The sequence below is a fragment of the Polaribacter staleyi genome, from assembly GCF_038024045.1.
Taxonomy (GTDB): Bacteria; Bacteroidota; Bacteroidia; order Flavobacteriales; family Flavobacteriaceae; genus Polaribacter; species Polaribacter butkevichii.
Genome location: NZ_CP150665.1, coordinates 1,060,877 through 1,082,888, shown reverse-complemented (window position 1 = coordinate 1,082,888; position 22,012 = coordinate 1,060,877). Strand labels below are relative to the sequence as shown.

Annotated in this window: 25 protein-coding genes and 1 pseudogene; 15 read left to right on the top strand and 11 right to left on the bottom strand. The window is 29.7% G+C overall.

Going from position 1 to position 22,012, the window contains the following annotated elements:
* The first annotated feature begins 88 nt into the window (after window positions 1-88).
* Together WHD07_RS04625 and WHD07_RS04620 are read left to right on the top strand one after the other, a co-directional pair.
* Entirely contained in the window at window positions 89-1,465 is a 1,377-nt protein-coding gene (locus WHD07_RS04625; protein ID WP_343330254.1) for an MATE family efflux transporter, read from the top strand.
* Between the two features lie 93 nt (window positions 1,466-1,558).
* Entirely contained in the window at window positions 1,559-1,783 is a 225-nt protein-coding gene (locus WHD07_RS04620) for a hypothetical protein (protein WP_343330253.1), read from the top strand.
* 154 nt (window positions 1,784-1,937) lie between these two features.
* On the opposite strand, the gene WHD07_RS04615 is transcribed toward WHD07_RS04620, so the two are convergent.
* Window positions 1,938-3,782 carry an ATP-binding protein gene (locus WHD07_RS04615; protein ID WP_343330252.1) on the bottom strand — a complete coding sequence of 615 codons (1,845 nt, stop codon included), beginning with the start codon at window positions 3,780-3,782 and terminating at the stop codon, window positions 1,938-1,940.
* A gap of 232 nt (window positions 3,783-4,014) precedes the next feature.
* On the opposite strand from WHD07_RS04615, the pseudogene WHD07_RS04610 reads away from it, so the two are divergent.
* A pseudogene (locus tag WHD07_RS04610) lies at window positions 4,015-4,329 on the top strand (transposase); the annotation flags it as partial.
* Window positions 4,330-4,427: 98 nt separating this feature from the next.
* On the opposite strand, the gene WHD07_RS04605 reads toward WHD07_RS04610, so the two are convergent.
* From WHD07_RS04605 to WHD07_RS04580, 6 genes are all read right to left on the bottom strand, one after another.
* Window positions 4,428-4,859 (bottom strand): hypothetical protein, encoded by a 432-nt coding sequence (locus WHD07_RS04605; protein ID WP_343330250.1) that lies wholly within the window; start codon window positions 4,857-4,859, stop codon window positions 4,428-4,430.
* Window positions 4,860-5,018: 159 nt separating this feature from the next.
* A complete protein-coding gene (locus tag WHD07_RS04600; protein WP_343330249.1) occupies window positions 5,019-5,594 on the bottom strand; it encodes a hypothetical protein in 576 nt (191 codons plus the stop codon).
* Window positions 5,595-5,968: 374 nt separating this feature from the next.
* Window positions 5,969-6,901 (bottom strand): peptidylprolyl isomerase, encoded by a 933-nt coding sequence (locus WHD07_RS04595; RefSeq protein WP_343330248.1) that lies wholly within the window; start codon window positions 6,899-6,901, stop codon window positions 5,969-5,971.
* Window positions 6,902-7,050: 149 nt separating this feature from the next.
* A complete protein-coding gene (locus tag WHD07_RS04590) occupies window positions 7,051-8,625 on the bottom strand; it encodes a hypothetical protein (protein WP_343330247.1) in 1,575 nt (524 codons plus the stop codon).
* A gap of 4 nt (window positions 8,626-8,629) precedes the next feature.
* Window positions 8,630-10,222: a peptide chain release factor 3 gene (locus WHD07_RS04585; RefSeq protein WP_105049154.1), complete on the bottom strand. Its 1,593-nt coding sequence runs from the start codon at window positions 10,220-10,222 to the stop codon at window positions 8,630-8,632.
* Between the two features lie 44 nt (window positions 10,223-10,266).
* Window positions 10,267-10,953: a peptidylprolyl isomerase gene (locus WHD07_RS04580; RefSeq protein ID WP_343330246.1), complete on the bottom strand. Its 687-nt coding sequence runs from the start codon at window positions 10,951-10,953 to the stop codon at window positions 10,267-10,269.
* Window positions 10,954-11,075: 122 nt separating this feature from the next.
* Between WHD07_RS04580 and idi the strand changes: the two genes are divergently transcribed.
* The 7 genes from idi to WHD07_RS04545 all read left to right on the top strand — a co-directional run bounded on the left by idi (window position 11,076) and on the right by WHD07_RS04545 (window position 14,709).
* Window positions 11,076-11,594, top strand: coding sequence for an isopentenyl-diphosphate Delta-isomerase (gene idi, locus WHD07_RS04575; RefSeq protein ID WP_105049152.1), 519 nt, complete (start codon window positions 11,076-11,078; stop codon window positions 11,592-11,594).
* Entirely contained in the window at window positions 11,587-12,000 is a 414-nt protein-coding gene (locus WHD07_RS04570) for a 6-pyruvoyl trahydropterin synthase family protein (RefSeq protein ID WP_105049151.1), read from the top strand. The genes idi and WHD07_RS04570 overlap by 8 nt, the downstream gene beginning before the upstream one ends.
* Window positions 12,001-12,033: 33 nt before the next feature.
* Window positions 12,034-12,765, top strand: a complete 732-nt coding sequence (kdsB, locus tag WHD07_RS04565; RefSeq protein WP_343330245.1) for a 3-deoxy-manno-octulosonate cytidylyltransferase — start codon at window positions 12,034-12,036, stop codon at window positions 12,763-12,765.
* Between the two features lie 3 nt (window positions 12,766-12,768).
* Window positions 12,769-13,470: an HAD family hydrolase gene (locus WHD07_RS04560; RefSeq protein ID WP_343330244.1), complete on the top strand. Its 702-nt coding sequence runs from the start codon at window positions 12,769-12,771 to the stop codon at window positions 13,468-13,470.
* Window positions 13,467-14,096, top strand: a complete 630-nt coding sequence (locus WHD07_RS04555) for a chloramphenicol acetyltransferase (protein ID WP_343330243.1) — start codon at window positions 13,467-13,469, stop codon at window positions 14,094-14,096. Before WHD07_RS04560 ends, WHD07_RS04555 begins: the two co-directional genes overlap by 4 nt.
* A 29-nt stretch (window positions 14,097-14,125) precedes the next feature.
* Entirely contained in the window at window positions 14,126-14,386 is a 261-nt protein-coding gene (locus WHD07_RS04550) for a hypothetical protein (RefSeq protein WP_105049148.1), read from the top strand.
* A 128-nt stretch (window positions 14,387-14,514) separates the two neighbouring features.
* A complete protein-coding gene (locus WHD07_RS04545; RefSeq protein ID WP_105049147.1) occupies window positions 14,515-14,709 on the top strand; it encodes a hypothetical protein in 195 nt (64 codons plus the stop codon).
* Window positions 14,710-14,762: 53 nt separating this feature from the next.
* On the opposite strand, the gene WHD07_RS04540 is transcribed toward WHD07_RS04545, so the two are convergent.
* Genes WHD07_RS04540 through WHD07_RS04525 form a run of 4 tightly spaced genes read right to left on the bottom strand, consistent with a single transcriptional unit; the run spans window position 14,763 to window position 17,834 of the window.
* The gene (locus WHD07_RS04540) at window positions 14,763-15,203 is read right to left on the bottom strand and encodes a sensor of ECF-type sigma factor (protein WP_343330242.1); all 441 of its coding nucleotides are present in this window, start codon (window positions 15,201-15,203) and stop codon (window positions 14,763-14,765) included.
* 10 nt (window positions 15,204-15,213) lie between these two features.
* Entirely contained in the window at window positions 15,214-15,753 is a 540-nt protein-coding gene (locus WHD07_RS04535; protein ID WP_105049145.1) for a hypothetical protein, read from the bottom strand.
* A gap of 33 nt (window positions 15,754-15,786) precedes the next feature.
* A complete protein-coding gene (locus WHD07_RS04530) occupies window positions 15,787-16,335 on the bottom strand; it encodes a sigma-70 family RNA polymerase sigma factor (RefSeq protein WP_343330241.1) in 549 nt (182 codons plus the stop codon).
* Between the two features lie 50 nt (window positions 16,336-16,385).
* Entirely contained in the window at window positions 16,386-17,834 is a 1,449-nt protein-coding gene (locus WHD07_RS04525) for a TonB-dependent receptor (protein ID WP_343330240.1), read from the bottom strand.
* A gap of 77 nt (window positions 17,835-17,911) precedes the next feature.
* Here WHD07_RS04525 and WHD07_RS04520 point away from each other — a divergent pair, with 77 nt between their 5' ends.
* From WHD07_RS04520 to WHD07_RS04500, 5 genes are all read left to right on the top strand, one after another.
* Window positions 17,912-18,694 (top strand): MBL fold metallo-hydrolase, encoded by a 783-nt coding sequence (locus tag WHD07_RS04520; protein WP_343330239.1) that lies wholly within the window; start codon window positions 17,912-17,914, stop codon window positions 18,692-18,694.
* 103 nt (window positions 18,695-18,797) lie between these two features.
* Window positions 18,798-19,151, top strand: a complete 354-nt coding sequence (locus WHD07_RS04515; RefSeq protein WP_105049141.1) for a hypothetical protein — start codon at window positions 18,798-18,800, stop codon at window positions 19,149-19,151.
* Window positions 19,152-19,961, top strand: a complete 810-nt coding sequence (locus tag WHD07_RS04510) for a cell envelope biogenesis protein OmpA (protein ID WP_343330238.1) — start codon at window positions 19,152-19,154, stop codon at window positions 19,959-19,961. It abuts the gene before it with no gap.
* Between the two features lie 17 nt (window positions 19,962-19,978).
* A complete protein-coding gene (locus tag WHD07_RS04505; RefSeq protein WP_343330237.1) occupies window positions 19,979-20,464 on the top strand; it encodes a Rab family GTPase in 486 nt (161 codons plus the stop codon).
* Window positions 20,465-20,470: 6 nt separating this feature from the next.
* Window positions 20,471-21,988 carry an ATP-binding response regulator gene (locus tag WHD07_RS04500; protein ID WP_343330236.1) on the top strand — a complete coding sequence of 506 codons (1,518 nt, stop codon included), beginning with the start codon at window positions 20,471-20,473 and terminating at the stop codon, window positions 21,986-21,988.
* The last annotated feature ends 24 nt before the right edge of the window (window positions 21,989-22,012 follow it).

The window sequence follows — 22,012 nt, the reverse complement described above, 5'->3', positions numbered from 1 at the left end:
AAAACTTTATTAGAAAATGGATAACTTCAACATAAAATGATCTTGCATTAATACTTATCTTCGCAGTCTTAAAAAAATAAAAAAGACATTGAATATTTCTCAATACACATCAGAATTCAAATACAATTGGAAACTTGCTGCACCTGTAATGTTAGGAATGTTAGGACATACATTTGTGAGTTTTGTAGACAATATTATGGTTGGGCAATTAGGTACTGCAGAATTAGCTGCAGTTTCTTTGGGTAACAGTTTTATGTTTATTGCCATGTCTATTGGTATTGGTTTTTCTACAGCTATTACGCCTTTAATAGCAGAAGCAGATTCTTCTAATAATTTACAACAAGCAAGAGCTACTTATAAAAGTGGTTTGTTTTTATGTACAACATTAGGGATTGCCTTGTTTTTAGGAATTTACTTTTCTAAACCTCTTATGTATTTAATGAAACAACCAAAAGAGGTAGTAGAATTGGCTATTCCATATTTAGATTTGGTAGCGTTTTCTTTGATTCCTTTGGTTGTTTTTCAGGCTATTAAACAATTTAGTGATGGTATGTCTATGACTAAATATCCTATGTATGCTACTTTAATAGCTAATATTGTTAATACCTTTTTAAACTATGTATTAATTTTTGGGAAATTTGGTTTTCCAGAAATGGGAATTGTAGGTGCCGCCTATGGTACGCTAGTTTCTAGGCTTATTATGGTTGTTTACTTATGGTTGTTGTTGCGTTATAAAGAACGATCTGCAAAAATTGTAAGAAATATAAAATTCTTTGTTTTAGATATTTTTACAATCAAAAAAATTATCAATTTAGGTTCTTTAAGTGCCATGCAAATGTTTTTTGAAGTTGCTATTTTTACATCTGCAGTTTGGTTAAGTGGTTTGTTGGGCAAAAACCCACAAGCGGCAAATCAAATAGCATTAAATTTATCTTCTATGACATTTATGGTTGCAACCGGGTTAAGTGTTGCTGCTATGATTAGAGTAGGGAATCAGAAAGGATTGCAGAATTATAAAGAATTGCGTAGAATTGCTTTTTCAATCTTTTTGTTAGGTGTGTTATTAGCAACGTTTTTTGCACTACTTTTCTTTATTTTTCATGAAAGTTTACCATATATGTATGTTGATTTAAGTGATGCTACTAATTATATGGATAATATGGAAGTAGTTTCTATTGCTTCAAGCTTATTATTAGCGGCAGCTTTTTTTCAAATTTCAGATAGCATACAAGTTGTTTTTTTAGGAGCTTTGCGCGGTTTACAAGACGTAAGAGTACCCACTATTCTTACCTTTATTTCTTATTGGGTGGTAGGTTTTCCTATTTCTTATTTTTTAGGAAGTGAAGAAATGTATGGTAGTTTTGGTATTTGGTTGGGCTTGCTAGCAGGTTTAACTACGGCTTCTATTTTATTATTTATTAGATTTAATTCGTTAACTTTAAAGTTAATAAGAGAAAAGGAATAATAATTACCTCTCGAGCGCAGTTGAGAGGTTGTTTACAAAAAAAATAAATTAATTTTCGACTGCGCTCGAACAGACATAATTACTATAATAACAATGACTTTACCTAAATTTTTATTAGCAGATAACAGTAAGTTTCCTGAAGATATTTTTGTGTTACACACAGAATTTCCTCGTTTTTTAATTAATTTAAAAGATGATGAAATAGAGTGGTTCGAAGATTTAACAGGAGAAAGTGAAGAAGATATAGCAACTGAATTAGCCGATTTAATGGATAAAGCCGGTGCTTTTTATGATGAAGAAATGAAAGACCTAGAGTAGGGCGGCTTAGTTGCTTTGTATACATAGTAATTACATAAAAAAACAAAGGCTCAAAATACGAATGGATTGTATTATGAGCCTTTAATTTTAGTGTCTAAATTTATTGAAGAATAGTCTTGTTTTTTTAGCTGAGTTCTTTGTTGTGTGTTCGGCTTTATTCTATTCTTTTCTTAATTTCATCAAACCAAGACTTAACTTCATCAAAAGCATTTCTTTGTTTTAACGTTTCTATAGTTATTCCAGATGATGTTTTTCCATTTAAATGTTTTTTTACAAAACTAGAACATCTGTCTTTGTAATTTTTTCCTTGTTGTTCCCATGGTTTATCAGGATTTCTTTTTAAATGTCTCAGTTTTGCAATTGAAGTAGGAATGTCGGAATCGTCATCAATTGTTAGATTAATAGAGAAGCCGTCTGAAACCGCAAAACTTGGAATTATAATATTTTCGTGATAATAATTTTCTATTTCTCTTTTTTTAGTAAGTGTTGCGTAATGATTCAAACCTCTATTGTTTATTTCAGTTACAAAGTCTTGATATTTTAAATCTTCATCTTTATCATATACGTGAATTTCAGTTTTATTAAGTTTCTTTAGGTAATTATTAGTAACCCAATGTCCTAATGTACCACCTCCTAAACTAATAGCTACAATTCTTTCGTCATTAATTAAGTCTAAATCAAATAGAGGTGAAACATTATTGAAAAACATTATGTCTGTTGGTCCTTCTAGACATAGAAAGGCTTTAACTTTATCTGTATTTTTTTCTATCGAAGGTAGAACACCTAATGTTGAGGCTATTTTTTCCAAATTTTCATTGTTACCAACTTCAATGAGATTATTTCCATTTACTTTATGAATAAAACGTAAATTTTCCACAGCAATAAGACTCGCTAATGCAGGACTATGCGTTGTAGTTATTACTTGAGAAGTACCACTTTCAGAAATTTGGGTTAGTGCTTCAATTAATTTTATTTGCCAATCGGGATGTTGAGATGTTTCAGGTTCTTCTACTGCATAAATTACACTAGGTATATTTTTAGCATTTTTCTTTCTTTCCGCTTCGGCTCTAAAAAAATTAATTAATAATAAACGTCTTACTCCACTTCCTCTTTTATTCATAGGAATTTCATCACTTGTCAATGTGGGTGAAAAAAGATTAGCCCATTTTAATTCAGCAGGAAAATTTGTTGAAAGTTGAGATGCTACTTCAGGATTCATTTCTTTCAACTTTTCTATTGTTAAATTAGAAAGTTCAGCAATTTCATCTTCAACTTCTTTTTTGATTTTATTAAGAGCTTCTGTATGCTTTTTTAAAGCTTGTTCAGCAGCAAATTTTAAAGGGTCTTGAATTTCTTTGTCTTTCTCATCATTTTTTCTGTCCGATTGAAATAAAGCAAATAATGGTAATTGTGGTGATATTTTATTCCAAATATCTTTCACTCCATCTTGACTTATTTCAATCTCAGCGGTTGAAAGGTTAATTTGGTTTTCAAAACTTTTCCAAATTGCTTTTCTTATTTCATTTTTGACATTAGCCTTAAAATCCTCTTCTAAATTAATTTTCTTAATTCTATTCTGAAGGTCCTTAATTTTTAGACTATGTAAATCATTTCCATTCTCATTAGTTGGATGGTTACAAACGATATAAGTCTTGGGTTTTGTAAGGGCTGTGAAATCTTTTTTTATTTCTAAAAACTTTTCTTTATTTAAAAGGTACTCACTTTCCAAATCTGTTATTGCTCCAGCATCTAAACCAATTTCTTTTGGAAGATTTGAAAAGGCAACTGATAATTTTACAGTTTCCTTGTTTTTCTTAGCTTCTATATTTACATCATTAGAATCTAGTTTTCTATTTTCAAAAAATATATCGAGAGCTTCTAAAATAGTTGATTTGCCAATGTCATTTTTACCTATTAATACTGTTAAATCATTAAAATAAATTTTAGTTGAATTTCGATAACCTCTAAAATTTTCTATAGTTAAACTTGCAATTTTCATTGGATTACTGTTTTTTTTTAGCTGACGTACAACTTCTTAATAAAGAAATTGCAACGATGCATATCCACCATATATCAAAGGGATATACGTGTTAATTTTTTTCATTTTTAAGGAAATTCTTTCATAGCTAATTAGAAGAATTTGATGTTATAAATTTACAATAAATACCAATGCTCTGCAGTGTGATAGTTTTAACATTTAAGGGGAGTTATCAAAAAGAAACCAATCAGTAAAAATGGTTTTATTTTTAATAGTGTTTACAGATGGATTTATTAAGTTTGAAATGGCTTCACAACTATGTAGATCTGTAGGAATCACTCCAACGATAAGAGTCTCTGGAAGTAGTGTATTGCAAAGAATTAGAATACCTAAAGTAGGCAATAGGAAGTTACAGAACCTTTTGTTGCTCTGTGCTTTTACAGCTTGTAAGCATCTTAAAGGATGTCGTGAGATTTATGAGCGAATTGTAAACAAGGTTTAGGGTAATAAATTCGCTTTCAGAGTGGTTTGTAATAAGCTTTTAAAATAGGCTTTTGCTAATGCATAATCAGGACTAACTTACGATACTAATTACAGAAGTACTTTTGTGAAAAGTTAATGAGTTTTTACTAGTTTTTTACCACAGTACTTTGTTGTGTTTAGTTTTTATTCAGTTCTCACAAATTTACTTCTAATTCCATCCACATTATTGTCAGAAATATTGAGGTTTTCGTTTTGGTCAATTTGCACAATTCCATTTTTTACAAATTCCAAGTATTGTTGATCAATTGTTTGAAGTTTAATAAACCTTTCCATTTCTCCAGAGTATATAGATTTTTTCATAATTAACTCATAAACTCCATTTGATATTTCAGTCTCATTTTCGGTTACTGAATATTCATAGTTTTTGTTTAAATTCAGAAGGATTATTTTTCCAGTTGTTTCTGGTGTTTCGTGAATATGAAATCCAATTCCACCGTCGGTATTTGTCCAGTTCCAACTTCCAATTAAATCGGAGTTATCAATTCTCGTTTCGTCATCTGAACTACAAGAAATAATTCCTAAAGTCAAAATAAATAAGTAAATCAAATTTTTCATAATTTTCTTTTTTTATTAGATGTTTAAATTTCAATTTGGTTGCGTCAAATTACACACAACGTTGTTTTGGATGGAAAGTTGCGTTTATTTAAAACGCAATAAACCTTGATTAAGCCAAATTTAGAAATTTTTTATACAAGGTGTTGTGCGTTCGTTTTTTTACCATTCAGCATTATTTTTCAATAATTCAATTGGTATTTTTCTTTTAATATAAATTTTTTTTCCAAATGAATTTCCTTTTCTATTTATTAATAGCGTGTCTCCTCTAAATTCAAAAGTTTGTTTTATTATTCCTACATCACCCATTCCAGAAACTTGAGTTATTAAATCTCCTTTTATTTCACCATTTTTAGAATATAAAACTCCACGCCAACCTGTAAATTCAGGGTCAAACATATTGCTTTTCAATTCAGGGTTTTCTCTGTTTAGAATAAATAAATTAAAATTTCCATTCTCATAAAACTTATAAACTCCATATGAAGTGTGAGAGTTTTCATAATTTTTTCTAGCTAAAACATTAACAAGTTTATTTCCAGAATAAAAAGTCGTATTATATTCTTCGTAGATTATTTGAGTATCAATATCTTTTAAAACACCTTTTTCAAAATGTTTTTTATTCTTGTAAACTTTTTCGTTTATTGCTGCTCTTGAATAACCATTCTTCAATTTAAATGTTTTTATTCCACAAGATATAGTGGTTGCTAAAACAAATAATATTATTAAGTTTTTTTTCATTTTCAATAGTTAATTCTTCAATTCAGCGTTTTGCTTGGTAATGACGCACAATTTCTTAATATAGAATTTACAACTATGCATATCTGCCATTTATCAAGGGGATATACGTTTTAAATTGTTTCATTTTTAAGGAAATTCTTTCATAGTAAATAGGAAGGATTTGAGCATATAAATTTACAATAAATGCCAATGTTATGCAGTGTTAAGGTTTTAACATTTAAGAGGAGTTATCAACAAGAAGGGTATTGATTTTGGTGATGTAAGCTACTTGTTTAAAACTAATTCTAAGTTGGAAAAAGGTTCATTTAAATAGAAAAAGCTCTCTGATTTCAGAGAGCTTTTTGTAATTATATAACTTGTAAAGAATGTTATTCTTATTTAACATCCATTAATTCAACATCAAAAATTAGTGTTGCGTTTGGTGGAATTACGCCTCCTGCACCTGCAGCACCATACGCCAAATTAGATGGAATTACAAAACGAGCTTTATCTCCTACTTGTAATAACTGAATTCCTTCATCCCAACCAGAAATAACCTGACCAACACCAACATTAAAGTCAATTGGTTCTTTTCTTTTGTAAGAAGAATCAAAAACAGTACCGTCTAATAATTGACCTTTGTAGTGTACAGAAACTCCAGCTCCTTTTGTAGCTTTTTTTCCTGTTCCTTTTTGTAAAATTTGGTAACGTAAACCACTTGCAGTTTCGTCATAACCAGCAGCAACAGTATCTAATAATGCTTTTTGTTTTGCTTTTTCTTCAGCTTCACGTTTTTCTCTAGATCCTTCAAAAACTCTAAAAGCTTCTACAGCATTAAAAGCCTCTGCATCTGCACCAACTCTAATAATTTCTACAGAAGTTAATTCATCTCCTTGTGCAATTGCATCAACAACATCTTGCCCTTCTATTACAGAACCAAAAACAGTGTGTTTACCGTCTAACCATGGAGTAGGAACGTGGGTAATATAAAATTGACTTCCGTTGGTTGCAGGACCCGAATTAGCCATTGCTAATTTTCCTGGTGCATCATGTTTTAATTCTGGATGAAATTCATCATCAAATTTATATCCTGGGTTACCTGTACCAGTACCTTGTGGACAACCACCTTGTATCATAAATTCTGGAATTACTCTGTGGAATTTTAATCCATCATAATAAGGAGTTCCTTGCTCTTTTACTGCATTTTCTAAATTACCTTCTGTTAAAGCAACAAAATTACCTACAGTTCCAGGAGTTTTTTCATGTTCTAATTGTACTAAAATTTCACCTTTTGGAGTGGTGAATTTTGCATAGATTCCGTTATTCATTGTATTCTTATTTAATTTTGTTTTCTCGAGCGCAGTCGAGAGGTTTTATTCATTTATTAGTTCTCGACTGCGCTCGAACTGACATTAATTGTAATCTTAAAATGGATTAAGATTTTTTTTGATAAAAGCTGATATTAAATCAGTAGATATTATTTTTTAGCATTTAAAATTGATAGTCCATAAGACAAGCCTATATTAATATTTGTTGAATTTACGTTACCATATGGAGACCACATTTGTCCGCCCGAAAAGTTAAAAGATAAATCATCATTTACGTGGTAATTAATACCTGCGGTAGGTCTTACTAAAACACCTTCACCAGAATCTACTCTTCCGCCACCTGCAACACCTGCAGCAGCTTCTGCAAATAAAGATAGTTTGTTATTAGCAAATCTATTTGATTTTATTCCCAAACCAAAAATTCCGTGAGCATAACCACCAGATTCTCCTTCGTATGCAAAAGAAGCTTCTCCAGCAATATAAAAACGATGATTTAAATCGTAGTTTACTTTGATGGCAATTAGTTGTAGATTTCTATAGGTTTCTTCTGGAGTTAGTCCAAATCTTTTAACTTTTAAATAAGTTTGATTTTGAACGCCAATTTGTATTCCTTGTGTTTTTATACTTGTTGCTTCTTCATTCGAAAAAGGATCTTTAGTTCCGCCACTTAAGCCATAATATTTAATACTAAAACCAGCCGTATAAGCTTTGAAGGTACCGCCAATAGACCTGTGATAACCGCCATGAGCACTTAAACCAAATTTTTCTGTAATTTTTACATCGGCACCAACACTTGGGTACATGGTTAAACCTCCTTCTGGGTAAATTCTACCACCTGCAGCTCCCATACCAAACTTACCAAAGAAATTTACATATTTGGTTTCAATAAAGTTTTTTCCAACACCCATAAATAAATCCATAAAACCAGCAGTTAAACCTGCATACATAGCATCTACATGTGCATAAATAAAAGTATTACTTGTTAAATAGCGTTGGTACTCAAAACCAATAACAGATAATGTGTGGTCTATAGGTTTGTAGTTTGGTGTTGTACTAGCATCTGTTCTAGAGTCACCAAAAGGAAAAAAGTAGTCGAAAGTTACTTGTTGCACACTTTTTACAGCTGGTTTTGTCCAAAATGCATCTTTAGACTGGTTGTTGTTTATAAAAGTTTTTTGAGCATCAGCATAAGTAGTAGATCTTAATGAAGTTGGTATTTCTATAAAAAATGAAACATTATCACTTTTCTGAATACCCGTAAAAAAGTTTACGTAACCATACTGCACACCAAAAGAATAGTTTTTGGCTTTGTATTGTAAACCTGCATTAGGGTAAATAATTCCACCTCCGTTAACCAAACTTCTAAATCCACCACCACCACCAAAGTGAACGTTAGCATCAAAATATAGGTTTTTATAAAGTTGTTTGTTTACGCCTAAATTAACACCCAAAGTAAACAAGCCGCCTTGATCTCCTGTAATTGCTGCATGGAAACCTACACCAGTATACAACCAATCATTTAAAGGGAAATTATAATTTAAACCAATAAACCCCATGGTTGGGTCTAACTCGTAGTTTACATCACTTACCGGTTGATGAACTAAAATATAATTTAAACGAATACTGTTGCGAAGTTCATTACCTTTTAAATTGGATAGATTATCTGTTTGAGAAAAAGTATTTAGGGCTACAAAAGTAATCAGTAAAAAAAATATTTTTTTCATAACTTTAATTTTTAAATTCACTCGTAAAATGCAATTTTACTGTAGGATATTTGCTTTGAGTCATTTGTATGGTAAACTCAGAATCTGCTAAAAATACTAACTGACCTTGTTTATCTTTAGCTAAATAACGTTGTTTAACACGTTTAAATTCTTTAAATTCTTCGTTTTTAATATCTTCAGGCTCTACCCAACACGCTTTGTGAACACTTAAGTTTTCGTAAGAACATTTTGCGCCATATTCATGCTCTAATCTATATTGAATAACCTCATATTGTAAGGCACCAACAGTACCAATAACTTTACGACCATTCATGTCTAATGTAAATAATTGGGCAACACCTTCATCCATTAATTGGTCTAAACCTTTAAATAATTGTTTAGATTTCATAGGGTCTGCATTATTTACGTAACGGAAATGTTCTGGAGAAAAACTAGGAATTCCTTTAAAATTCAATTCTTCACCTTCGGTTAAAGTATCTCCAATTTTAAAGTTTCCGGTATCATGTATCCCTACAATATCACCCGGAAAAGATTCTTCTACAATTTCTTTCTTTTCAGCAAAAAAAGCATTCGGACTAGAAAACTTTACTTTTTTACCGTTTCTAACATGTAAATAAGGTGCATTTCTTTTAAAAGTACCCGATACTATTTTAATAAAAGCCAAACGATCTCTGTGTTTTGGATCCATGTTTGCATGAATTTTAAACACAAATCCTGTCATTTTTTGCTCTTTAGAATCCACTAAACGCTCTTCTGCCTTTTTAGGTTGAGGCGAAGGTGCAATTTCTATAAATGCATCTAACAATTCTTTTACTCCAAAATTGTTTAAAGCAGAACCAAAAAATACAGGTTGTAAATTTCCTTCTAAATAATCGTTTCGGTTAAATTCTGGATATACTTCACTAATCAATTCTATTTCTTCACGTAGTGTGTCGGCGGCTTTTTCTCCAACAATTTTATCTAATTCGGGGTTCGATAAATCATCAAACTCAATTCCTTCAGAAATAGAGGTTTTATTATCACCAGAAAAAAGATTTAATTTCTTTTCCCAAATATTATAAATTCCTTTAAAGTCGTATCCCATTCCAATTGGGAAACTCATAGGTGTAACAGTTAAACCTAATTTTTGTTCTACTTCGTCTAATAAATCAAAGGCATCTTTTCCCTCTCTATCCAACTTGTTGATAAAAACCAACATAGGGATACTTCTCATTCTACAAACTTCAACCAGTTTTTCGGTTTGAGGTTCTACACCTTTTGCAACATCAATAACCACAATAACACTATCTACAGCGGTTAAGGTTCTAAACGTGTCTTCAGCAAAATCTTTGTGACCAGGCGTATCTAAAATGTTTATTTTTTTATCTTGGTAGATGAATGCCAATACGGAAGTAGCTACAGAGATACCACGCTGACGTTCAATCTCCATAAAATCGGAAGTTGCTCCCTTTTTAATCTTATTATTTTTTACAGCACCTGCTTCTTGAATTGCTCCTCCAAAAAGTAATAATTTCTCTGTTAATGTGGTTTTACCAGCATCTGGATGCGATATAATACCAAAAGTTCTTCTACGTGCTATTTCTTCTAAAAAAGTCATCTACAAAATTTGAGGTGCAAAGATAGGTTTTACTAAGAGAAATATCAATCTAAAATTTCGATGGTCATTTTTACATTATCAATAGGCCATTCATCAACACCCACCCTTACTTTAGAGATTTTTTCCATGGTAGAAAAACCAGAAATTACTTCACCAAAAACTGTATGTTCGTTATCTAAATGATGCGCGCCACTTTTTTTCTGAACAATATAAAATTCAAAAGGACTCGATAATTTATTAGGATTATGATCCCATTCTCTAGCAGCAGCCACTGCGCCATATTTATGTTTTCTATTACTTTTAAATTCGGGCTTTAATAAGTAGTTTCCGTATTTTCTTCGTTCTCGTTGGGTGTACATTTCATCAGAATTACCACCTTGAATTACAAAGTTTTTAGCAATTCTATAAAAAACTGTTGTATTAAAATATTTTATTTTAGTTAAAAATATAAAATTAGCTCTGTGTATAGGTACATCTTCGTATAAACGAATTTTTATGTTACCAAAATCGGTTTTAATTAACACCTTTGTTTCTGGGTTTTGTTTGCCAAACTCGGTTAAAAAAGCTTCTGTATTATGGCTGTTTAAACTATCCCAAGCTTTAACTATTTCTTTTTTTACTTTCTTTTTCTTTAACGATAAAGTCTTTTTTTCTACCGTTTTTTTTTCGTCTTTGCATTGATAAAAAGCGATGATTGAGAGTACTAAAAAGAGTTTAAATAAAATTTTCATGCAGGCAATTGGTTGTTAATTCTTACAAATATATGTTATCATAATAAAAGAATAGAAAAGACTTATGGGTTTTGTAAATATTTTATGATTTATTACTCTTTGATTTTCTTATTTTTGCAATTATGGAAGAACAAGTAGTTTTAGTTGATGAAAAAGACAATCCGATAGGATTGATGCCAAAAATGGAAGCACATGAAAAAGCTGTTTTACATAGAGCTTTTTCTGTATTTGTATTTAATAAAAAAGGAGAATTAATGTTGCAGCAAAGAGCAGCAAGTAAATACCATTCGCCTTTATTATGGACTAATACTTGTTGTTCTCATCAAAGAGATGGAGAAACTAATTTAGAGGCAGGTAAAAGAAGGCTTGAAGAAGAAATGGGTTTTGTTACCGAAATTAAGGAAGTTTTTTCGTTTATTTACAAAGCGCCTTTTGATAATGGTTTAACAGAACACGAATTAGACCATGTAATGATTGGGTATTATGATGATGCGCCAAACATAAATAAAGAAGAAGTAGAGGCTTATAAATGGATGACTTTAGTAGATGTGCAAAAAGACATTGAAAAGAATCCGCAAGAATATACAGAGTGGTTTAAAATTATCTTTGACAAATCTTTCGAAAAATTAACAAATGCCTAAAGTAAAAGTTTACAGAAGAGCACATTTTAACGCAGCACATAGGTTGTTTAATGCGGCTTGGTCTGATGCCAAAAATGCAGAAGTATTTGGTAAATGCAGCAACCCTAATTATCATGGTCATAATTATGAAATGATAGTGGCTTTGTTTGGAGAAATAGACCCTGTAACAGGTTTTGTATATGATTTAGGTTTGTTAAGAGAGTTGATAAAAAAAGAAGTAGAAGATCCGTTTGATCATAAAAACTTAAATATTGAAGTGGCAGAATTTAAAAACTTAAATCCAACTGCAGAAAACATTTCAATTGTTATTTACAATAAATTACGTCCTCATATACCAGCACATTTAGAAATAGAAGTAACTTTATACGAAACACGAAGAAATTTTGTGCGTTATGCAGGAGAGTAATTACTTTTACAAGCGCCTCATTAAAAATATTTTATGAAAATAATTGCCATGATTCCTGCACGCTATAGTGCATCTCGTTTTCCAGGAAAGTTAATGAAAGATTTAGGGGGTAAACCTGTTATTTTAAGAACGTATGAAGCGGCTTTACATACCAATTTGTTTGATGATGTTTATATTGTAACAGATTCTGATATCATTTTTAAAACGATAGAAAATGCCGGAGGAAAAGCAATTAAAAGTACCAAAGAACACGAGTGTGGTTCTGATAGAATTGCAGAAGCTGTAGAAAATATAGAAGCAGATATTGTTATTAATGTACAAGGAGATGAACCTTTTATAGATGCAGTTTCTCTTTCTAAATTAATTGATGTCTTTAAAAAAGATGATAAAAAAGAAATTGATTTGGCTTCTTTAAAAGTACAAATTACCAATAAAGAAGATATAGAAAACCCTAATAATGTTAAGGTAATTACCGATGTAGATAATTTAGCTATTTACTTTTCTAGAAGCGTAATTCCTTATCATAGAGATAAAGATGTAGCAGTAAAATACTACAAACACAAAGGAGTCTATGCGTTTAGAAAACAAGCATTAATAGACTTTTACAATACTCCGATGACGCCCTTAGAAGCGGTAGAAAAAATTGAAGCCATTAGATATCAAGAAATTGGTAAGAAAATTAAAATGGTAGAAACAGATGTAGAAGCTGTTGGTATAGATACACCAGAAGATTTAGAAAAAGCAATTCAATTTTTAAAACTATAAATTATGACTAAAATAAGTAAAAACATAAAGGTAATTGCTTTTGATGCAGATGATACTTTATGGGTAAATGAAACTTATTTTAGAGATGCAGAGCATCAGTTTGCAAAACTATTAGCAAAGTACGAAACCGAAAATAAAATAGATCAAGAACTTTTTAAAAAAGAAATTAAAAACTTAAAACTTTATGGTTACGGAGTTAAAGGTTTTGTTTTATCTATGGTAGAATGTGCTTTAGAATTGTCTAATTATCAAGTAAAACAAAAAACGATAGCGGCAATTTTAGAAATAGGTAAAGAAATGATAGAAAAACCTATAGAATTGTTAGACGGAGTAGAAGAGGTGTTGCAGTCTTTGCAGGATAAATATAAATTAATTGTGGCTACTAAAGGAGATTTACTAGATCAAGAAAGAAAACTAGAGAAATCTAATTTGTTAAAATACTTTCATCATATAGAGGTGATGAGTGATAAAAAAAAGAAAGATTATAAAAAACTGATAAATCATTTAGATGTATCTCCATCAGAATTTTTAATGATTGGTAATTCTTTAAAGTCAGATGTTTTACCTTTAATAGAATTAGGTGCTTCTGCCATTCATGTTCCTTTTCATACCACTTGGATGCATGAAGAGGTGAGTGATGAAGAAAAATTAGAAGTTGATTATAAAACAGTTGCAAATATTAAAGGTATAATTGATTTGTTATGAATTATTTAGATATAGATAACTGGAATAGAAAACAACATTTTGAACACTTTAGTAAATTAGAAGATCCTTATTTTGGAATCACAGCAAATGTAGAGGTTACTAACGTTTTTAATAAATCTAAATTACAAAAGGAATCTTTTTTTGCGATGTATTTACATGACTGTTTAAAGGCATTAAATAAGGTAGAAAATTTTAAATATAGAATTGTTACAGAAAATAAAGTTGCTATTAGTGATGTATTGCATGCTTCGGCTACAATTGCAAGAGCAGATAATACTTTCGGATTTTCATTTATAAACTTTTCTGAAGATTTTAAAACCTTTAATCAGAATTTTTTAAACGAAAAAGAACGAATTTTAAATTCTACAGATTTGTTTCCGCCTATAAATTCTGATGATTGTATTTATTGTTCTGCATTACCTTGGGTTTCATTTACAGGGCATAAAGAGCCCAATTCTGGACAAAAAAACGAAAGTATACCCAAGTTAGCATTTGGTAAAATATTTAAAGAAAACACAAAAATTATGATGCCTGTGGCAATTTCTGTAAATCATGCATTGGTAGATGGTTATCACATTGGTTTATTTTTTGAAGAATATCAAAGGCAATTAGATAAAAACACCTAACTTTGCAAAATTAAAATTTATAATAAGTTATGGCAAGTATAAAAAACTTAAAAAAAGATATCAATTACGTTTTAGGTGATGTTATCGAATATGCATTAGATGTTTCAATCTTAAAAAATGCACCAGAAAAAGGTGAAGCAATTATAGATGAAGCTATCGAAACTTTTGATGCTTTAGTATCTAAAGTTAACAATAACAAGGTAGAAAACAAAAAAGCACACTTTAAATCTATTAATGAAGAATTAGAGGTAAAAGCAAAAGGTTTGGTAGAAAAGATTAACGCTTTATAATCTTAACAAATTTTTAAGCAAAATTTAAGACCATCATTTGATAAAAATGATGGTTTTTTTGTTAAATTTGATAAAACATACTAAAACGATATAGTAAACGTTATTATTGTATAATTTAATTCTTAAAAATGGCTAGAGCAATGTTTGAGTACACTAAAACGGTACTAAAAAAGGTGAGTTTTAATTCAGATTTGTTTTGTAAAGAAGTAGAAAAGGCGTTAAGTCGATTGTTACCTTATGAGAGAGATGAGTTAACAATTTGGTTAAAGCAGTTTACCTCTAATAAACCAGAATTATATTCTTGCTTAGCATTAATAGAGTAAAGACAAAAAAAGGAAGCGATTAGCTTCCTTTTTTTGTTTTACCTATTAGAATTTTATTTTCTATGCTTGTATTTTCGCATTAACTTCCTACCAAATTCCATTTCTGCTAATTGTAATTGAATTATTTTTTTGTAAGAAATTACTTTTTTTATGTTTTCTATAAAACTCTTTTGAGATTCGTAAAACTTTTTATCTGTTGTTAATTTTAACACGATTAATCTTTCTGCTTCTTTTTCTGAAACAGCATTTATATCATTTTTAATCGAATTTTTTATTTCAGATTTAAGTTTATTTCTTAAAGCGTATTGCTCTTTAGAATAGGCATTGTAAATAGGCCAAAATTTTTCAGCTTCCCTTGGTGTTAAATTTAATTGCTCTGTGATGTACGATACTTTAAGGGCCTTAATTTTTTCTCTACTATCTATGTTTTCTTGTGCAGATAAAGTAAGACTATAAAAAAGGGTAAAGCATATAATTGTGATTAATTTTTTCATATTCTTAATTTTAGTTTATTTCATTTAAAAATGAAGTGTTATCTATGGAGTTTATATAATCTTCTATATTTTCATCTTCTAAGGATGAAAAATAAAAATCGGTTTCTTCTAAAACCTCATTTTCTAATACATTCGCAATATCTGTGGTATTAATTGTGTTAGAATCTAACCAATATTCAATATCATCATCAGAAAGAGAGTCTATTGTAATTTCTTTATTCTGATTAAAAACAAAAGAATTTAATCCAATAAATAAAATTACAGAGGCAGCTGCTGCAAAAGGAATTATTTTAAAAACTCGTTCTTTAAAAGATATAACTTTTGCTTCTTTTTTTGGTATTGTAACTTTAGCTAATATTTCGTTTTCTAGTTCTTTAAAATAATTGTCTGGTATTGTAAATCCTTGCTCTTTTGTTAAAGCTTGTTCAGCCAATTTTGTTTCTAATGTTTCTTCAATGTTGGCAAAATAATCTTTAGGAACAGAAAAACCAGTTTTTTTTCCTAGTATTGAGTTTAAATATTGTTCGCTATTTTTGTTTTTGTCTTCCATGATACTTTTTAGACCTTTTATTTGTAAAAAGGTTTAATTTGTTTCCTTTTTAATATAGAGTTCAATTTTCTTAACTGCATGAAAATAAGAGGCTTTTAAGGCACCTATTGAGGTTTCTAGAATTTCAGAAATTTCTTCATATTTCATTTCATCAAAATATTTCATGTTAAAAACTAGTTGCTGTTTTTGTGGTAAAGTAGCTACTGCTTTTTGTAAAATAACTTGAATTTCATCGCCTGTAAAAAAATCATCATCCGCTAATGTAGAGGTTAATTCTTGTTGATAATCAGCAATATCTACATTTCTGTTTTTTGCTCTTTTATTGATAAAAGTAATCGACTCATTGGTGGCAATTCTATACATCCAAGAAAATAGTTTGCTTTCTTGGTTAAATTTATCGATATTTTTAAAAATTTTAATAAAAGTATTTTGTAAAACATCATCTGCATCATCATGAGATATCACAATTTTACGTATGTGCCAATACAAACGTTCTTTATAGAGCGTAATTAGTTCTCTAAACGCTTTTTCTTTAGTCTTAACGTTTTTTAACTGTTCTATTAAAAGAGTTTCATCTGTCAATTAAGTAGTTTCTAATATTTAGACTTTAAAAGGTTACAAAGGTTTAATGTTTATTTTTTTACTCTAGATCTAGAGTACCCAAATAGTCTTTTTTGTTTAATAGTATCTGCAATACCTTCTGGTAACATTTCTTCCCAACCTTGTTCTCCGTTTAAGATCATTTTTAAAACGGTACGAGAAAAAATATCTAAAATATTTTTGTCAAAATCATCAATATTAACAAGTTTACCATTGTGTTTAAAGAATTTGTACAATTCTTTCATTCTAGGATGTACTTTTAAGTTTTCGCTATCTATATAGTCTCCGGTAGCTGCATCATGGTATGGGTACATGTATACTTTTAAATCTCTATAAAATAATTTACCAAAAGCTTCTAAGATCCCTCCGCTTAAATTTCTGTAGTATTTTTCATCAAAAATTTGAATTAGATTTTGCACTCCCATGGTTAATCCCATTCTTTCTTTTGTAAATTCACTAAAATATTCTACTAACTTAAAGTATTGTTGAAAACTAGTAATCATTACATTTTGTCCTAAAGAACACAGTAATTCTGCTCTATCTAAAAAGTCTCTTTCATTAATTTTACCTTCTGCAGAAAGGTTACTTAATGTAATTTCGAAAATAACTTGCGTTTTACTTTCTTCAACTTTATTTTCGGCTAAAAATAGTTTTTTAGATTTTTCATACATGTCCATATTTACCTTGGTAACAGGTCTAAAGCTACCACGTAAGGCTAATATGTTTTTTTTGTACAATACCTGTGCAGGTAATAAGTTGTTTCCGTCAGGGCCAAACATAACCGCATTGGTCATACCGTTTTTAAGTAGCTGTAAACTCATTAAACGGTTGTCTACATACATAAAACGTGGCCCAGAGAAATTAATCATATCAATTTCTAACTGGTCATTACTTAAGTTATCATAAAAAGATTTTACTAAATCTTTAGGGTTGTCATTTAAATAAAAAGCACCATAAATTAAATTTACTCCTAAAATACCTAAAGTTTCTTGTTGTAAACGTGCATCCGTTTCTTTAAAACGCAAGTGTAAAACAATTTCATTATAACCTTCTAAAGGATCTAATTGAAAACGAATACCAACCCAACCATGGCCTTTAAATTGTTTTGCAAAATCTATGGTAGTTACTGTATTGGCATAACTAAAAAACAATTTATCAGGATGTTTTTGTCTGCTTAAACGATCTTCCATTAAATCGATTTCGTGACCTAACATTTTTTTTAAACGTGGCTGTGTTACATAACGATTGTCTTGTTCCATGCCATAAATTGCATCAGAAAAATCTTTATCGTAAGCACTCATCGCTTTAGCTATTGTTCCAGAAGCAGCGCCAGATCTAAAAAAGTTACGAGCAGTTTCTTGTCCTGCGCCAATTTCGGCAAAAGTTCCGTAAATATCTCTATTTAAATTAATTCGTAGTGCTTTGTTTTTTATAGTAGGAACACTACTAATTTCTTGATCTCCTTTTAAAGAAATTGCCATATAATGCTATTTTTAGGTTGAAACAAATGTAGTAAAATAGACTGCTATGAGTCAATTTTTATGTTATTTTTGTTCTAATGAACTTTACCAAGAAACAACTGAATATTACCTTTTTAGGAACAGGTACTTCGCAGGGAATTCCTATGATAGCAAATAACGATCCAGTTTGTCTGTCTAAAGACTTGAAAGATAAGAGATTGCGTTCTTCTATTTTAATATCTTGGGATGCTGTTTCTTATACCGTAGATTGTGGCTTAGATTTTAGGCAACAGATGCTAAGAGAGAATGTACAGTCTTTAAATGGAGTCTTTTTTACACATGAACATGCAGATCATATAGGTGGTTTAGATGATTTAAGAGCTTTTTGTTATCAAATAGGTGAGATGCCTATTTATTTAAATGAAAGAACGCTGCATAGTTTAGAAAAAAGGTTCGAATACATTTTTAGCACAGAAAATAGGTATCCGGGTGCGCCAAGTGTGCTGCCAAATATAGTAGATTCATCTAGTTTTTATGTTGATGAATTAAAAGTAACCCCTATAAAAGTTTTACACGGAAATTTACCAATAACTGCATATAGATTTGGTGATTTTGGATATTTAACAGATGTAAAATCTGTTTCTGATGAAGAAAAATTAAAACTGCAAAACTTAGATGTTTTAGTAGTAAATGCGTTAAGAATAGAAGAGCATCCAACTCATTTTAATTTACAAGAAGCATTAGATTTTATAGCAGAATTAAAACCCCAAAAAGCATATTTAACTCATATAAGTCATAAGTTAGGTTTCCATGAAGCTGTTTCTAAAATACTACCAAATAACGTTTTTTTAGCTTACGATGGCCTAAAAATAAGCGTTTAGATTTTTATAAACTGTTTTTTAACGTATATTTGTTAGGAGTGCTTCTTTTTAAAAAATTATAAAGAATAAAATAACTCTTTTTAGTAATCAACCTTTAGTATAAATGGAAAAAAATTCAGAAAATAAACAGCCTGTAGTTGAAAATCATAAAATTGATGATAGAATTGCAGCTGTAAGAGATTTAATTTTTGGTGAAAACATGCAACAATACAGCAGCGAGTTTGCTGATGTTTATGACAAAATTAAAACACTTAAAGAACAAACTGATAAAAATATTTCTGAGTCTGTTACAAACCTAGAAAATAAATTAGCCGATTTAGAAAGTTTAATGGAACACAAGTTTCAGGACTTAAATGACGATTTAGATAAGAGATTGGCAGATTTAGATGATGAAAAAGCAGACAGAAAAAAACTAGGTAAAGCTTTAGAGAAAATTGCATTGATGTTGCAAGAATAAATGAAAAATACACCTGCAGATAACAATAAAGACAATCGTTTTGAGTTGCTCAGAGACCTTTTATTAGCCGAAGATAGAGAAAAGTTTGATTCTTTAAGTGAAGAAATTATTCTAAGAGAAAAGTTGTCTAAAAGAGTTACTCCTCTTGTAGATGAGAAAATTTTAGATTTACGTAAAAATTTTTCAAGAGACTTTGGTGATACAATTACAGAAACAATAAAAGTTCAAATTAGAGACTCTCAAGACGAAGTTGTAGAAGCCTTGTACCCAATTATGGGTAAAATGGTTAAGAAATTTATTGTTGCAGAAATTACAAAGTTATCTGACAGTATTAATAGAACAGTAAAAGAAAAATTCTCTATTAAAGAAATGCTTAAACGATTCTTTAAAGGAAAAAGAAATGATGCTGGTATTGTTTTAGAAGAGGTTTTTGAATTTGTTATCGAAGAAGTTTTTGTAATTGAAAAAGACTCTGGGTTACTTTCTGGTAGCTATTCTAGAGGTAATATTGCAGATAAAGATATGATTTCTGGTATGTTAACGGCAATTAAATCTTTTGCCGAAGATGCATTTTCTAAAGAAGGTCAGGATTTAGAAAATATAAAATTTGAAACATTTCAACTTTCTATTAAAAACTTTAAAACCATTTATATTGCAATTGCTACCTCTGGTGTTTTAACACAAGAACATACAGATGAACTATCTGATAATATCAATAATTTTACAGAAATTATTTTAAGAGATCGTTCTTATTTAGCAGATGAGGAACGCTTAAATCAATTAATATTTAACGAATTAATTAAAGAGTAAAAAATCAATCATAATTTATGATAGCAAAAAAAGTACTACTCGTTGGTAATTTTGGTGTTGGTAAAACTTCATTAATTAGAAGGTTTGTTTTAAATGAATTTTCTGAAGATTACATTAGTACTATTGGCGTAAGAGTAAGTAAAAAAGTAGTAGAATATCAAAATGAAACCATTAAATTAATGATTTGGGATGTTGCTGGTACCAATGGTAATGAAAAAATACCGAAAGCCTATTTTTTAGGTTCTCATGCAGCCATGTTTGTGTTTGATGTAAGCAGAGAAGAAACTTACCTATCTATTGATGAGAATTTAAAGATGGTTAAAGACCTATCTGGTTTAAATAATATAACTATTGTTGGTAATAAAAAAGATTTACTTTCTAATGAAGAATTAGAAAATGTAATACAGAAGGTTTCTGTAGATATCGATTTAATTACAAGTGCAAAAGAAGATGAAAATGTAGAAGATGCTTTTATGAAATTAACCAGTTTAACTTTAAAATAATTTTTATTGATACCTGCAAAAATAGAAGATGTTTTTTTACAATTAACTACTGATTATTCAGGAGTTATTACAAACATTATTGCAGGAAAATTTACAAGAAAAGAATTTGTAATTCAAGAATCTATCTATGATGCTTGTCCGTTTTTAGAAGGTACTTTAGAAGCCTTGCCTTTAAAAGAACCCTTTCTTTTAGAAGGGATGATTTTAAACTCAGATACAATAGAATACAATATAGATTTAGAACTTTTTAAGGCCGATGATTCAATAGCTATTTTAATACATAATAGAACAAATGTATATAAATATGTAAGTGAATTAAATCAGAATAGAAATGATATTTTCTTTATAAAAAGAGAGCTTGCAGAAAAAAACATAGAGTTAGATGCATTGCGAAAAATTGCTGATAAAGCTAATGAAGAGAAATCTCGATTTTTAGCAATGATGAGTCATGAAATTAGAAATCCTTTAAACTCAATTCTTGGTTATGCAGCAATGATTTCTTCAGAAAACTTAAATCAAAAAGTAGCGGCATATATTAAGAGTTTATCGTCTGCGGGTAATAACTTAAAAGTTATTGTTGAAGATATTTTAGATTTATCTCGTATTGAAGCGGGTAAATTAAGGTTAGCTTCAGAAGAAGTTTGTATTCAAAAAATAATTCAGAATTGTAAAAATGATTTTGAACAACTACATACAAATACAGCGGTAGAATTGATTTTTATTACTTCTAGCAAGCTTCCTAAATTTGTGTTAGGAGATGCTGTTAGAATACAACAAATACTAGTAAACTTAATAAGTAATGCTATAAAATTTACGAGTATTGGGCGTGTAATAACAAGTGTAAAAGTGGCATTTGAATCTGCAAAAGTGGTTAACCTTCTTTTTGAAGTTACAGATTCTGGAAGAGGAATGTCTGAAGCACAATGCTTAAAAATATTTGAAGAATACGAACAGAATGAATTAGATGATAATAGAATTCATGGAGGTGCTGGTTTAGGTTTGGCAATTGTAAACCGTTTAATAGTTGCCATGAATGGAAAAATTTCTGTTAAAAGTGAATTGAATGTTGGTACTTCTTTTTTTGTTGAAATTCCTTTTTCTAAAACCACTAAAATATCAAAAGAAATAGAAGAAACTCTACAGCAGAAAGATAAATCTCTAAAAGGTAAAAATATTTTAGTAGCTGATGATGATATTATGAATCAAACTATAGTTGCGCATATTTTAGGAAAAGAAAAATCTAATTTAACCCTTGTAAATGATGGTTTAGAAGCGCTAGCTAAAATAGAAAAGGAAACCTTTGATGTTGTTTTATTAGATATTAATATGCCTAATATGACAGGTGAGGAGTTGATGAGGAAGTTACCCTCTGTAAAAATGAACTTAGAGACACCTTTTATGGCTTTAACAGCCAATACGTCTAATGAGGATTTAGAAAGGTATTTGGCTTTAGGTTTTTCTGGTGTAATTTCTAAACCGTATACAATTGCTGGTTTTGTAGATAAGGTTAAAACTGTTTTGTAGTAGTTGTAGAGGAGGTTTTAAGTA